Origin of the sequence: Phenylobacterium kunshanense (genome assembly GCF_003254525.1) — a bacterium.
GTDB classification, from domain to species: Bacteria; Pseudomonadota; Alphaproteobacteria; order Caulobacterales; family Caulobacteraceae; genus Phenylobacterium; species Phenylobacterium kunshanense.
This window is the reverse complement of the sequence record NZ_QFYS01000003.1, coordinates 435,549-448,132: the sequence shown is the minus strand read 5'-3', so window position 1 is coordinate 448,132 and position 12,584 is coordinate 435,549. Positions and strand designations below refer to the sequence as shown.

General features: G+C 69.7%; 19 protein-coding genes. 11 read left to right on the top strand and 8 right to left on the bottom strand.

Annotated features, from left to right (window positions below):
* Positions 1-196: 196 nt before the first annotated feature.
* The 3 genes from DJ019_RS10200 to DJ019_RS10190 all read left to right on the top strand — a co-directional run bounded on the left by DJ019_RS10200 (position 197) and on the right by DJ019_RS10190 (position 2,048).
* The gene (locus tag DJ019_RS10200; protein WP_240606429.1) at positions 197-553 is read left to right on the top strand and encodes an endonuclease domain-containing protein; all 357 of its coding nucleotides are present in this window, start codon (positions 197-199) and stop codon (positions 551-553) included.
* 356 nt (positions 554-909) lie between these two features.
* Positions 910-1,407 (top strand): GNAT family N-acetyltransferase, encoded by a 498-nt coding sequence (locus DJ019_RS10195; protein ID WP_111275903.1) that lies wholly within the window; start codon positions 910-912, stop codon positions 1,405-1,407.
* A 347-nt stretch (positions 1,408-1,754) separates the two neighbouring features.
* Entirely contained in the window at positions 1,755-2,048 is a 294-nt protein-coding gene (locus DJ019_RS10190) for a hypothetical protein (RefSeq protein WP_111275902.1), read from the top strand.
* 36 nt (positions 2,049-2,084) lie between these two features.
* On the opposite strand, the gene greA is transcribed toward DJ019_RS10190, so the two are convergent.
* From greA to DJ019_RS20775, 4 genes are read right to left on the bottom strand one after another with little or no spacing between them, the layout of a single operon-like run.
* Positions 2,085-2,564 carry a transcription elongation factor GreA gene (gene greA, locus DJ019_RS10185; protein WP_111275935.1) on the bottom strand — a complete coding sequence of 160 codons (480 nt, stop codon included), beginning with the start codon at positions 2,562-2,564 and terminating at the stop codon, positions 2,085-2,087.
* Positions 2,565-2,619: 55 nt separating this feature from the next.
* A complete protein-coding gene (locus DJ019_RS10180; protein WP_111275901.1) occupies positions 2,620-3,192 on the bottom strand; it encodes a hypothetical protein in 573 nt (190 codons plus the stop codon).
* On the bottom strand, positions 3,189-3,386 hold the full coding sequence (locus tag DJ019_RS10175) for a hypothetical protein (RefSeq protein WP_111275900.1): 198 nt from the start codon (positions 3,384-3,386) through the stop codon (positions 3,189-3,191). Before DJ019_RS10175 ends, DJ019_RS10180 begins: the two co-directional genes overlap by 4 nt.
* On the bottom strand, positions 3,383-3,586 hold the full coding sequence (locus DJ019_RS20775) for a hypothetical protein (RefSeq protein ID WP_133255279.1): 204 nt from the start codon (positions 3,584-3,586) through the stop codon (positions 3,383-3,385). The genes DJ019_RS10175 and DJ019_RS20775 overlap by 4 nt, the downstream gene beginning before the upstream one ends.
* Positions 3,587-3,676: 90 nt before the next feature.
* Here DJ019_RS20775 and DJ019_RS10170 point away from each other — a divergent pair, with 90 nt between their 5' ends.
* Together DJ019_RS10170 and DJ019_RS10165 are read left to right on the top strand one after the other, a co-directional pair.
* Positions 3,677-4,321 carry a S24 family peptidase gene (locus DJ019_RS10170; protein ID WP_111275899.1) on the top strand — a complete coding sequence of 215 codons (645 nt, stop codon included), beginning with the start codon at positions 3,677-3,679 and terminating at the stop codon, positions 4,319-4,321.
* Positions 4,322-4,381: 60 nt separating this feature from the next.
* Positions 4,382-4,933: an SOS response-associated peptidase gene (locus DJ019_RS10165; RefSeq protein WP_111275898.1), complete on the top strand. Its 552-nt coding sequence runs from the start codon at positions 4,382-4,384 to the stop codon at positions 4,931-4,933.
* A 10-nt stretch (positions 4,934-4,943) separates the two neighbouring features.
* Here DJ019_RS10165 and DJ019_RS10160 read toward each other — a convergent pair whose 3' ends face one another.
* From DJ019_RS10160 to DJ019_RS10150, 3 genes are all read right to left on the bottom strand, one after another.
* The gene (locus DJ019_RS10160) at positions 4,944-5,150 is read right to left on the bottom strand and encodes a DUF3126 family protein (RefSeq protein ID WP_111275897.1); all 207 of its coding nucleotides are present in this window, start codon (positions 5,148-5,150) and stop codon (positions 4,944-4,946) included.
* Positions 5,151-5,214: 64 nt separating this feature from the next.
* A complete protein-coding gene (gene cysE, locus DJ019_RS10155) occupies positions 5,215-6,048 on the bottom strand; it encodes a serine O-acetyltransferase (RefSeq protein WP_111275934.1) in 834 nt (277 codons plus the stop codon).
* A gap of 28 nt (positions 6,049-6,076) precedes the next feature.
* Positions 6,077-6,691: an NUDIX domain-containing protein gene (locus tag DJ019_RS10150; protein ID WP_111275896.1), complete on the bottom strand. Its 615-nt coding sequence runs from the start codon at positions 6,689-6,691 to the stop codon at positions 6,077-6,079.
* 81 nt (positions 6,692-6,772) lie between these two features.
* Here DJ019_RS10150 and DJ019_RS10145 point away from each other — a divergent pair, with 81 nt between their 5' ends.
* From DJ019_RS10145 to DJ019_RS10130, 4 genes are all read left to right on the top strand, one after another.
* Positions 6,773-7,387, top strand: a complete 615-nt coding sequence (locus DJ019_RS10145) for a nitroreductase family protein (RefSeq protein ID WP_111275895.1) — start codon at positions 6,773-6,775, stop codon at positions 7,385-7,387.
* Positions 7,388-7,452: 65 nt separating this feature from the next.
* Positions 7,453-8,016, top strand: coding sequence for a dTDP-4-dehydrorhamnose 3,5-epimerase family protein (locus DJ019_RS10140; protein WP_111275894.1), 564 nt, complete (start codon positions 7,453-7,455; stop codon positions 8,014-8,016).
* Positions 8,013-8,930 (top strand): Gfo/Idh/MocA family protein, encoded by a 918-nt coding sequence (locus tag DJ019_RS10135; RefSeq protein ID WP_111275893.1) that lies wholly within the window; start codon positions 8,013-8,015, stop codon positions 8,928-8,930. The genes DJ019_RS10140 and DJ019_RS10135 overlap by 4 nt, the downstream gene beginning before the upstream one ends.
* On the top strand, positions 8,927-9,901 hold the full coding sequence (locus DJ019_RS10130; RefSeq protein ID WP_111275892.1) for a glycosyltransferase family 2 protein: 975 nt from the start codon (positions 8,927-8,929) through the stop codon (positions 9,899-9,901). The genes DJ019_RS10135 and DJ019_RS10130 overlap by 4 nt, the downstream gene beginning before the upstream one ends.
* A 342-nt stretch (positions 9,902-10,243) precedes the next feature.
* Here the strand turns inward: DJ019_RS10130 and queF are convergent, their stop codons facing one another.
* Positions 10,244-10,699 (bottom strand): preQ(1) synthase, encoded by a 456-nt coding sequence (gene queF / locus DJ019_RS10125; RefSeq protein WP_111275891.1) that lies wholly within the window; start codon positions 10,697-10,699, stop codon positions 10,244-10,246.
* Positions 10,700-10,751: 52 nt separating this feature from the next.
* On the opposite strand from queF, the gene DJ019_RS10120 reads away from it, so the two are divergent.
* Together DJ019_RS10120 and DJ019_RS10115 are read left to right on the top strand one after the other, a co-directional pair.
* Positions 10,752-11,552, top strand: a complete 801-nt coding sequence (locus DJ019_RS10120) for an SDR family NAD(P)-dependent oxidoreductase (RefSeq protein WP_111275890.1) — start codon at positions 10,752-10,754, stop codon at positions 11,550-11,552.
* A 178-nt stretch (positions 11,553-11,730) separates the two neighbouring features.
* Positions 11,731-12,429: a TorF family putative porin gene (locus tag DJ019_RS10115; RefSeq protein ID WP_111275889.1), complete on the top strand. Its 699-nt coding sequence runs from the start codon at positions 11,731-11,733 to the stop codon at positions 12,427-12,429.
* The last annotated feature ends 155 nt before the right edge of the window (positions 12,430-12,584 follow it).

The window sequence follows — 12,584 nt, the reverse complement described above, 5'->3', positions numbered from 1 at the left end:
CCGCGCAGCCGTAAGGCTCTGGGGGACACGGCCCCTCCACCGACAGCCCGCCTGGCGCGGCTACGCCAGGCGGGCGTCCCGGAAGACGTCGCCACTGTAGCAGCCAGCCAACAAACAAGGGGGACCGGCCGCCGAGCCGCAGGCGAAGAGCGGCTGGTGGAGGGGGCGGGCGGGCGGCACAGCCTTGCGACGCACCGTGATCACCAGCCGCGCACGCGCGATGCGCAAGGCGATGACCGAGCCCGAGGTCATTCTGTGGAGCCGTCTCCGCGGACGCTCAGGCGAACTTCCGACCTTCCGCCGGCAGCATCCGTTCGGCTCGATCATCCTCGACTTCTACTGCCCGAAGTTGCGGCTCGCGCTCGAGATCGACGGTTCGACACACTGGGACGACGATGCGCAGCTGAGGGACGCCGCGCGCGACCGATGGCTGGCCAAGCAAGGCGTGCAGGTCCTCCGCTTGCCTGCGTCCCGCGTCTACCGCGATCTCGCCGGTGTCATGGACGAAATCGCCCTGAAGGCGGCTGAGGTCGAACGCAGCCGAAAGGCCTGAGCGGCCGCTCGCCCCCTCCACCCCGCGCTCTGCGGCGCGCGGTCCCCCTCCCGCCGCTTCGCGGGGGAGGTGAGCGGTCGCCTCCCACCCCTCTGCGAAGTTCCGAACGTCCGCATACCGGAGTGTCGTAGACGCGATCGGCCTGGCGAACCCCAGTGATCGCCTGCGCCTGCGGCGTGTCAGCTGGGGGCCCGCAACGAGCGCTTGCATCCTCCGGAGCGTGCGCTAGCCTGAAGCCATGTCAGAGACTGTGGGAACCTGCTGAGCAGACGCGAGACGCGCTGCAGCAATTGCGAGGGTCGCAGGATCGCGCCCCTTGACCGCCTGCCATTCGAATTCCCCACAGGTTCACAATCATGCAAATCCGACAGGAGCGTCCTGGGGACGCCACCTTCATCCGCGCGCTCACCGACGCGGCGTTCAAGGACATGCCTTTCAGCGACCAGACCGAAGCCAAGGTCGTCGATGCGCTGAGGGCGGCCGGGGTCCTGACCCTATCGCTCGTCGCCACCGAGGGCGGCGACGTGATCGGCCACGTCGCCTTCTCGCCGGTCACCATCAATGGACGCGCCGGCGACTGGTATGGCCTGGGGCCCGTATCCGTCTGGCCGGATCGTCAGCGCGCAGGCGTCGGCCAAGCCCTCATCCGCGACGGACTGGATCGTCTCCGGTCGATGGGCGCGGGCGGGTGTGTCCTCCTCGGCGCCCCAGCCTACTACCACCGGTTTGGGTTTGAGAGCGATCCGGACCTCTACACCCCGGACGCGCCGCCCGGAGCCTTCCAGCGCCTCAGCTTCAACGGCTCCCGGCCAACAGGCGAGGTGCGCTTCCACCCCGCCTTCGACGTTCAATAGACCAAGCGGAGCGGCCCTCGCTCGGGGGCCGCTCCCCACCCCGCACAGTATCGTCCCGCACAGTATCGTCCCGCACAGTATCGTCCCGCACAGTATCGTCCCGCCGGCTTCGCGATCACCGAGAGACGGGCGGACGAGGGACGGGCTGGCGCCGAACGGCCTCCGCCCGCACCCACCAATCGACCGTAGTGAAATCTTACCAAATTCGCGCGCGTCCGTCAAGAACAAATTGGCAACATTTCACCCCTTGAATCTTTCGCCTCGCCGCCCAAATCCTCGCCGTCCGCGCGCGAGCCTCCGTCGTGCGCGGGCTCAGGCGAAAGGAAACGAGCAGGAGATTCAACCTCATGCGCCTTGCGACTTCAGACGAGGCCATCCGCCGCGAAGGGCTCGCCGCGGCTCTCGACCGCTGCCTCCGCCCCGGCGTGGGCTTCCTCCATCCCCGCGACGTCCTCAAGGATCCCTTCCTCGACATCGGCGAGAAGCGGGCCGTCCTCGCCTCCTGGGCGTCGGACGCCTCGGCCGTGCAGGATGAACCGCGCCTGCGCTGGCTGCTGGGCACGCCCGAGCCGGTGCCGCTGGCCGAGGTGCGGGAAGCCCTCGACCGCCTCGACCGCGAAGCCGGCGCCGGCCACGCCTGAGAGGGCCCGACTGAGAGGTGCGACGGGCGCCCGCGCTCAGCGGACGCCGACGATCTCGGCGTCCGCGCCGTTGATCACGACCTCGTCGCCGACGCGCTTGCCCATCACCGCCTTCGCCAGCGGCGAGACGTGGGAGACGCTGCCCGCCGCCGGGTCGGCCTCGTCCTCGCCGACGATGCGGAAGGCCTGGCGGCGGCCGTCCTCGCGCTCGATCTCCACGGTGCGGCCGAACTGGGCGACGCCCGCCTCCGGCGCCGGCTCGAGCAGCTGGGCGCTGGCCCGGCGGGCGGACCAGTAGCGCAGGTCGCGCGTGGCCCGCGCCATGGCCGTGCGGTCCGCCGCCAACCCGCCCTCGGCCTGGGCCGCCGCATAGGCGGCGCGGGCGGCCGCGAGCTCGGCCTCGATGGCGGCCAGGCCCGTGGCGGTGACGAGGTTCGGGTGCGGCGAGATCGGACGGTCGGGCAGGTCTGCCGCCTGCGCCTCGTAGTCCTCTTCTCGGGTGAATGCGACGGCCATGGCGTTCATCTAGGTCCTGGGGCCGCCGACGGAAAGGCCGACGCGCCTGCCGGCTTCAACGCGCATCCCCGGCCAGGATATCCAGCGCCACCTTCAGCACCGCCTCCAGCCGCGCGGCGTCCCGGTCGCCGCCCGCCGCCTCGCGGGGCGTCTTCTCCTCGCCGCAGATCAGGTCGCAGGCGGCCACGAGGTCGGGCTGACGGCACAGCCGGCGGCGGAACGCGTCCAGCCGTCGGCGCGCCGCCTCCGTGCCCTCCCCGTGCGCCAGCACCTCGCTGAGCGCCGGCGCCACGAACGCGCCACGCACGCGCTCGCCCAGGGTCGAGGGGATCGACGCCTCCAGCTTCACGCGCCGGTAGGCCTGCCCGTAGCGCTCGCCGGCGGCCCGGGCCGCCGCATCGATCCGCCCCTTGCCCGCCAGCCAGTCCAGCCCGCTCTGCCGCCGGTAGGGCTGGACGCAGGTGCGGTTGCGCCGCGGCCGGAACTCGGCGATCGCCTCGCCCCGCGCCCGGGACAGGGCCACCGTTTCGGCCACCCCGGCGTTCACCGCCGCGGCCTCGGCCTGGGCCTTTGCCTCCTGCTCGATGCGCAGCAGGCGGTCCCGCGCCACGTTCGATGCATCCCTCATCGCGGCGCCCCTCGGGCCACCACCGCGTCGGCGAGGCGATAGACCGCCTCGGACGCCTCGGCCTCGCCCTCGATCACCACCAGGCCGGCCGCCGTATGGGCCAGCAGCTCGCGCAGGAACCGGCCGCGCTCCTTCGGCTTTCGCCGGCTCAGCTCTGCCGCCACCAGGCTTGCGGCGTCGGCCCGCCCGCTCATCGCGACAGCACCGGATAGCCGCCCTGGGCCTGCACCGCCGCGACGTGGCGGTCGTGCCGGGCGAAACGGGGCCGCTCGGAATCGCAGCCCGCGCCCGGCCGCGCCACCCTCAGCAGCGCCTCCAGCACCTGCCCACGTCCGGAACTGACGCCAAGCTCTGCGCAAGCTCGCGCCTGGGTAGCTCCGCTGTGACGGAGCACGGAATAGGTTTCTCGATCGATGTTCGCCATACGTTCTGTATGTAAGATACAGGCCATTGAGTCAAACATGTTGATATGTAACCTACAGCCATGGACGGTCGCGCCCAGAGGCTCCGGCAGGCCCGCATCGACAAGGGCTTCGACACGGCCGCCGCCGCGGCCGACGCCTTCGGCTGGAGCCGCAATACCTACGCCTCGAACGAGAACGGCAACGCGCCCTTCTCGTACCGCCGGGCCAAGGAGTACGCCGCCGCCTTCGGGGTCGCAGCGGAATGGCTGTACGATGCGGCGGGCCCCATGCACGGCGCTTCCGTCACGGGGCTGGTTCCGGTGATCGGTCACGTCGGGGCCAATCCGGACGGCACGGTCCTCTTCGCCCACGGGCAGGATCCCGCCGAGCTCGCGCCGATTCCGCCCGGCGGCACCGATATGGCCCGGGCGCTGAAGGTGGTCGGCCACTCCATGCGCGGCGTCGCCGACCAGGGCGCCCTCATCTATTTCGAGGACCAGCGCACGCCGCCGACGCCCGACATGCTGGGCCATGTCGTCGTGGTCGAGACCGACACCGACGAGGTGCTGGTCAAGCGCCTGCTGCGCGGCTCGCGCCCCGATCGCTTCGACCTGGAAAGCGTCGCCGGCCCCACGCGCCACGACGCCCGCCTGCGGTGGGCCGCCCACATCACCGCGATCATCCCGCCGTTCCAGGCCCGTCGCATCCTGCAGAGCGCGGCGTGATCGATAACGAACCTACAGCTACGCGCGGCACGCTTCCGTATCAAACCTGCGGAAGAGGCGATGTGTAACGAATTCCGTTTCGAGGATTCCCTCGCCGACCTGCTCGGCGCCTTCCGGGCGTTGCAGATCCCCCTCGACTGGGAAGGCGGCGCGCCGAACCTGGAGCCGCGCGCCTCGATCCGGCCCACCGATCCGGCCTATCTCATCGCCGGCCGGCCAGGCGGCGGGGGCCGGCTCCTGCAGCTGCGCTGGGGGTTCCCCGGCCCACGCGGCCCGATCATCAATTTCCGATCGGAGGGCCGGGCGCTAAGCCGCGGCCGCTGCCTGGTTCCGGCCAGTGGCTTCTTCGAGTTCACGGGTGCGAAATCGCCCAAGTCGAAGTGGGAGTTCACGCCCGACGGCGCAGACTTCCTGGCGATCGCCGGCCTGATCCGCGACGACCGGTTCACCCTGCTGACCTGCGCGCCCGGCCCGGACGTCGCGCCGTATCACGATCGCCAGATCGTGATCTTGTCGCGCGACCACTGGGGCGCCTGGCTGGATACGGATCATCCACAGCCGCCGATCGGGCCCTCGCCCGCCGGCAGCCTGAGGGTTAGGCAGATCCGCTAGATGCGCCCTGCTACGGCAGGTCTTCCGCCAGGATCGCCATTTCGAACATGAACGAGCCGTCCTCGTCCTCGTCCTGGAAGACGACGCCGATGAACTCCTCGCCGATGTAGACCTCGGCGGAATCCTTCTGCTTCGGCCGCGGCACGAGCGTGATCCGGGCGTTGGCGAAGGTCCCGCGCAGATAGCCTTCGATCCTGCGGATGGTCTTCTCGTCCACGCCTACGCTCCTCGGGGGTCAGTTGCGGGCGCGAACCTACAGAATGCCGCGCCCGGGCGAAACCTCAGATCACGTAATCCGGGTCGATCGAACTCGGCAGGGTGTGATCCATGCTCTTGGCCGGCTCGTCGCAGGTGGGGCAGTTGACCAGCTTCGCCGGCACGCCGGCCGCGGTGCAGCCCGGCGGCACCGGCTTCAACACCACCGAACCCGAGGCGATCTTGGCGTAGTCGCCGATGGTGATGTTCCCCAGCACCTTGGCCCCGGCGCCCAGCAGCACGCCCTTGCCGATCTTGGGGTGACGATCGCCCCGCTCGGCGCCCGTACCGCCCAGGGTCACCCCCTGCAGCATCGAGACGTCGTCGCCGATAACGGCCGTCTCGCCGATGACGATGCCCGTGCCATGGTCGACGAACACGCCGCGCCCGATCCGGGTCGCCGGGTTGATGTCGACCTGGAACAGCTCGCTGGTCCGGCTCTGGAGGTAGAACGCGAGCGTCTCGCGGCCCTCGTTGTAGAGCCAGTGCGCCACCCGGTGGGTCTGCAGCGCCAGGAATCCCTTGAAGAACAGGAACGGCTGGACATAGCCCTTGCAGGCGGGGTCGCGCTCGAACACCGCCTTCAGGTCGGCCTCCGCCGTCTCCACGATCGAAGGTTCGGCCTCGTAGGCTTCCTCGATGGTGTCCCGCAGGCTCATGGCCCGTAGCTCCTGGTCGCCCAGCTTCCGCGCGAGCTGGTAGCTCAGGGCGTCGCCCAGGGTTTCGTGGTTCAGGATCACGGCCGCCAGCAGGCTGGCCAGCGCCGCCTCCGACTTGGCGGCGGCATAGGCCTCGTTCCGCAGCGCGGCCCACACGGGCGGCGGCGTGTGGGGATCCACCACTTCCAGGCGCTGACTCATCGCTTCCTCCCGACCCATAGGGTTCTCCCTACCCTAACATAACGCGGGCCAAGGCCGGCGTCAGAAGCCCTTCACGAGCCATATGGTATGCCTTCAGCAGCATCGCCACCGTCAGCATGTCCTTGAGGTGTCCGGCCATGGCGGCGTCGAGGGCCTCGCGGAACGGCACGCGGACCATCTCGATAGCCTCGGTGTCGTCAGCGGCATGAACGCCGTCTGCGGCCGACAGCTCCGTCGCCAGGAAACCGATCATGAGTTCGTCGGTGACGGAATTCGAGAGCTGCGCCCTCAACACCTCGCGCCACTCTGCGGCGGCCAGGCCCGTCTCCTCGGCCAGCTCGCGACGGGCGCTCTCCAGCGGGTCGACATCGCGCGCCCCGCCGCCCTCCGGGATTTCCCAGCTGTAGTCGCCGAAAGGCAGCCGGCTCTGGCCGAGCAGCACCGTCGTGCCATCCTCGAACAGGGGCAGGATGGCGATCGCCAGGTTCTTGAAGCTGACCAGCCCATACTGGGCCGGCGCCCCCGTCGGCGCGATGGCCGCGTACTCCGTCACGCTGATCCAGGGGTTGTCGTAGACGACACGCCCCTCGCCCCGTGTCCACGGCCGACCGTGCGCTCGCAGCCAATCCGGCTTGCCCGTCATTCCCGTCCGCCTCGCTTGCAGATGGCCGCCTGCCCCCCATAAAGAGGGGATCGCATCGGTAGCTAGCACCGAGACACCATCTTGGCTCCTCCCCCGCTTCCTCCGCCTCCGCCCTTCGGAGCGCCGCTGCCGGTCACCCCCGCGCCTGAGGTGCTGCGTTTCCTGACCGCACGACGGTCAGCGTCCGCGGTCACGCTCGCCGAGCCCGCGCCCAGCGCCAGCCAGCTGGCGGACCTGCTGCGCCTCGCCGCCCGCGCGCCCGACCATGGCAAGCTTGCCCCGTGGCGCTTCGTCATCCTCGAGGGCGGAGCCAAGGTCAGCTTCGCCGACCGCCTCGATGCCCTGGGCCAGTCACGCGGCGACCCCACGCTCTCGGCCAAGCTCGTCAAGCTCCGGACCCCGCCCCTCGCGGTGGCCGTCGTCTCTTCGCCGAAGCCCGGGGCGATCCCGGAATGGGAGCAACTGCTTTCGGCCGGCGTCGTCTGCACCAACCTGCTCTACGCGGCGCTCGCCATGGGTTTCGGCGCGAACTGGATCACCGACTGGTACAGCTATGACTCCGAGGCCATCGCGATCCTTGGATTGAACCCCGGCGAGAGGGTCGCGGGCTTCGTCCTCATCGGAACGCCGCGCGAAATGCCGATGGAGCGCGATCGTCCCGACGTCGACACGCTCGTATCCTACTGGGAGCCGTAGAATCGGCATCTGCAGCTCGCGCGCGAGTCCGGAACCACAGGCGGCGAGGAGGCCTCAGGCGCCCCATGAACTATCCCACGGCCCGCGAGGCGCTCTCTCGGTCCCTCCCGCTTCCGAAGGACATCCGGATCCTGGAGCTCAAGGATCATGGGGACGAGCGGGGCGTATTCCGCGAGATTTTCCGCACGCCTTGGGCGGCGGGCCCCGTTCCCATGCAGTGGAACATGGCCTGGTCAAAGCCCGGCGTGCTGCGCGGCGTCCATGTCCACCCAAGCCACGTGGACCATCTCACGGTGGCAATCGGCGAAATGATCCTGGGCCTTCACGACTTCCGCCCGGATTCGCCGACGGCCGGCCTGTCGGCCATGCTTCGCCTCCAGGGCGATGACCCCCACCTCGTGGAGATACCGACCGGCGTGGCCCACGGGTTCTATTTCCCCGTCGCCAGCATGCACGTGTACGGCGTCTCCCGACTGTATGCGGGGCCCGACGACTTTGCCTGCCGTTGGAACGATCCCGAACTGAAGTTCGCCTGGCCCACCGAGGCGCCCATTCTGTCTGACCGCGACCGTGCGGCCGGATCGTACCGGGCGCTGGCCGAACGGCTTGTCGCCCAGGCGGCGGCATGAGCCTTCGCGTCGGGCTGGTCGGCTGCGGGCGCTGGGGGCGCCATATCCTGCGCGACCTCGTCGCCCTCGGCGCGGAGGTTCAGGTGACCTGCCTGACCGAGGCGACGGCGGCCGAGGCTCTACGCGGCGGCGCCATTGCGGCGGGAACTGCGCCGCCCGACCTTCAGGCCTGCGACGCCTTTGTCGTGGCGACACCGACGGCGACCCACGCCGCCGTGCTGGAGACGCTCGTCGGTGCGGGACGTCCGATCTTCGTCGAGAAGCCGATGACCGCCGACGTGGCGAGCGCCCGCCGCCTCGCGTCGGCCGCGCCGTCCACCCTCTTCGTGATGGACAAGTGGCGCTACCACCCCGCGATCGAGGCCATGCGACGCGAAGCGCAAGCTGGCTCGGTGGGCGAAGTCCTCGCGATCAGAACGTCCCGCTGGCAGTGGTCGAGCCCGCATCGGGACGTCGACCCCCTCTGGATCCTGGCCCCGCACGACATCTCCATTGCGCTCCACATCCTGGGCCGCATTCCACCGCTCGTGGAGGCGTACCCCGTCGTCGCCGGCCGCCCTGACCTCGGAGTCTCGGCACGGCTGGCCGACCAGGCCACTCAGGTCCACATCGACATCGGCGTCACCTCGACCGAGCACCGGCGCCGCTGCCTGTTGATCGGCAGCGAGGCCACCCTCGAACTCACCGACGCGTACGACGACCGCCTGCTCGTGCGCCGCGGGCCGCCGGGCGAGGCCACCGCGCGCGCCGAGGTCCTGCCGGTCGGCGTCGAGATGCCCTTGCTGGCGGAACTCCGCGCCTTCCTCGCCCATGTTCGCGGTGAGGGACCACCTCCCCTGTCGTCCGCCGCCGACGGCCTGGCCATCGTGGAGCGGCTGGCCGAGATTGAGGCCGCCGTCGGGGCGACGGCGTGACCGAAGCTCCAGCCTTCACGATCCTCGCGCCCGTCAACCGGCCGCCGGACCTCCTGCCCTTCGCCATCCGCTCGGTCCTTGCCCAGACCCGCCAGGACTTCGAGCTCTTCATCATCTGCGATGGCGCGTCCGAGGCGACCGCGGCCGTGGCGCGCGACTTCGAGGCGCAGGATCCGCGCGTCCGCGCCTGCGTCCACGCCAAGGGCGAGCGGCACGGCGAGGCCTATCGCCATCAGGCGCTGCTGGCGGCGCGCGGACGCATCGTCTGCCAGATCGGTGACGACGACCTCTGGTTCCCCGATCACCTCGAAAAGGTCGAGGCGCTGATGGCGGAAGCGGACTTCGGCGCCACCCTGCCCATGTTCCTGCAGCCGGACGGAACGCCCCGGCTGCACTTTTTCGATTTCGCCGACCCGGTCGTTCAGCGGCAGATGGCGGAGGGCCACGGCAACGCCTTCGGACCCACGCCGGCCGCCTACCGCCTCGAAACCTACCGCGCCCTGCCTGTGGGCTGGTCGCCCGCGCCGGCGGACGTGTGGACCGACCTTTTCATGTGGCGGAAATTCCTTGCGCTGCCCGGAATACGGTGCGCGACCCATTTCGCCGCCACGACGCTGACCTTTCCCCAGGCCATGCGCCGCGACTGGTCGCTGGAGCGGCGTCGCGAGGAGATCGCCGCAATAGCCGCCCTGGTCGGGAGGCCGGGGTTCCGCGACAGCCTCTTCCGGGAGGCCCTGGCCGCAGCCGCCCGCCGAACCGTGGCCCTGCAACGGCAACTGAACGGCGAGCGAATCTTGGGCCGCGCGCTCCGGAGCGCCGTCGCGGATGCGGAGTGCGCGCTCACGGAGATCGCAGGGTCGCGGGACTCGGAAGCGCAGGCTGGCTTGGCTCAGAACGCTATACAGCGTCTGCACGATCACCCGTGGCGACGGATGCTTCCCGCCCCCGCGCCTCGTCCGCAGGGGAGCTAGGCGCTCGCCAACCTCGCATGGAGCCGTACGGGCGCGGGCCAGCCAGAAAACACGACGGCCGGACGACGCGCCGCGCCGCCCGGCCTGAGGTGACACGCCCGAGGAGAGTTGGGCACGTTAACGTATAGGCCGATGTTCAGCTTTTGGAAAGCCCGATCGGCTTTGCGCGCGAGTCGCTGCGGTCGATTCGCGTGTCGCGGGAACCCGCCGGCCGCAACCACGCCGAACATATGCTGCGGCTGCAGTTCAAGACCTAGAATACGCAGCCACCCATTCCTCAAGCGCTACAGTAAATCCACGCCTTCGAAGCTTCCCAACGGCTGCAATTCTACAGGTCGATGCTCAACCTCTGCCCCGGTACGGCGCCACGCCCTGGTCCGGCAGCCACAGCCCCTCTGGGGCCGCCCCGGTCTGCCAGAACACGTCGATGGGAATGCCGCCGCGCGGATACCAGTAGCCTCCGATACGCAGCCAGGGCGGCGACAGCGTCTCGACCAGGCGCTTGGCGATGGCCAGGGTGCAGTCCTCGTGGAACGCGCCGTGATTGCGGAACGCGCCGAGGTAGAGCTTCAGGGATTTCGACTCCACCAGCCATTCGCCCGGCACATAGTCGATGACCAGGTGGGCGAAATCAGGCTGCCCCGTCACCGGGCAGAGCGACGTGAACTCGGGCGCCGTGAACCGCACGAGGTAGGTCGTCCCCGGGTGCGGGTTCGGCACACACTCAAGGATCGCGGCCTCGGGACTGTCGAAACCCCGGACGTCACGGCCGAGCTGGGTGAGCTGGGTGTCTTCCATGACCGGGCGTTTAGCCGCTAGTACGGCCGCAAACAACGCGCGGGAGGAGATCATGGCTCAAGGCGACTATCAGGACTTCGTGGTGGTGGTGACGGGAGCGTCCACCGGCCTCGGCCGCGCCATCGCCGTCGAGACGGCCCGCCAGGGCGCCAGGGCCGTGGTCATCAACTACGCCCACAACCGCGAAGACGCCGAGGAGACGGCCCGGCTGGTCCGCGATCTCGGGGCCGAGGCCGCGCTCGTCCAGGGCGACGTGGCCAGGGACGAGGATTGCCGCCGGATCGCCGCGGCCGCCGAGCCTTATGGGCGGATCGACGCGCTCTTCAACAACGCCGGAACGACGAAGTTCGCCGGCCACGCCGACCTGGAGGCCGTCACCGGCCAGGACTTCCTCGACCTCTACGCGGTCAACGTCGTGGGCGCCTACCAGATGATCCGCGCCTGCCGCGCGCTGCTGGAGGCAGGCCCGCGCCCCGGCGCCGTCGTCAACACGGCCTCGATCGCGGGCGTCACCGGCATCGGCTCCTCGGTGCCCTACGCAGCGTCCAAGGGCGCGCTCAACACCATGACCCTTTCGCTCGCGCGGGCCCTCGCGCCGAAGATCCGGGTGAACGCGGTCTGCCCGGGCTTCATCGACACGCCGTGGTTCGGCAAGGGCCTCCCCGGAGCCGCGGTGGACAAGATCCGCGCCAACGCCGCCGCCGGCACGCCACTCCAGGCGGCGTCCACGCCGGAGGACATCGCCGCCTCGGCCGTGTTCCTGGCCTCGCCGGCGTCGCGTCACGTCACCGGCGAGACCTTGCTGGTCGACGCGGGCTCGCACCTGGGATTCGCTCCCCTGGTCGCGCGGTGACCTGACGCTGGGGAATTATGACTGTTTTGTTGGCGCCAGGTCATTCTGGCGCCCAACGAATGAGCAGCCGCCCCCAGGCTTCGCCGCACCCCTCGCGTCACGTTGATCTGCGACGCCCGCAGACGACCATGAAGACGCCCGCTGGCTTCGGCTGGCCGGAAATAAGAGGGGATACCAAATGAGAACGCTCAAACTCGCGCTGGCGGCCACCGTCGCCTCGCTCGCCTTCGCCGGCGCCGCCCAGGCCCAGGAAGATCCGCCGATCTCCTTCGCCTTCAACGTCGGCGCGGCCACCGAATACGTCTTCCGCGGCATCACGCAGACCGACGAGGATCCGCAGATCTTCGGCGGCGTGGACGCCACGCTCGGCAGCATGGGCTACGCTGGCGTGTGGGTGTCCAACGTGGACTTCGGCAACGGCACCGACCTGGAGTACGACCTGTACGCGGGCATCAAGCCGACGGTCGGCGCGGTCACCTTCGACCTCGGCCTGATCTACTACGGCTACGTGGACTCCCCGTCGGGCAGCAACCAGGACTACGTCGAAGCCAAGGTCGCGGCCTCGGTGCCGGCGGGCCCGGCCACGCTGGGCGCGGCTGTCTTCTATTCGCCGGAGTTCTTCGGCGACACCGGTGACGCCTGGTACTACGAAGCCAACTTCTCCGCGGCGATCCCGGAGACCAAGTTCAGCGTCAGCGGCGCCCTGGGCCACCAGACCGTCGACATCGGGCCGGACTACACCACCTGGAACTTCGGCGTCGGCTTCGCCCTGACCGACAACATCGGCCTCGACGTGCGCTACTGGGACACCGGCGGCAACAAGTTCGGCACGCTGGGCGACGAGCGGATCGTCGGCGGCATCAAGCTGGCCTGGTAGCCGCGAATTAAGCGCTGCCGTTTCCCGCGCGTTAAGCGCGACACGGTCTAGAGGGAGCCGCCGCGGCCTTCGCGGCGGCTTTTTCGTTGCGCGTCGGGGCGCCTGACCCTAGGTTCGGGCTCGCTCGCCGAACGCCCTGATTTGAATAGGTAATG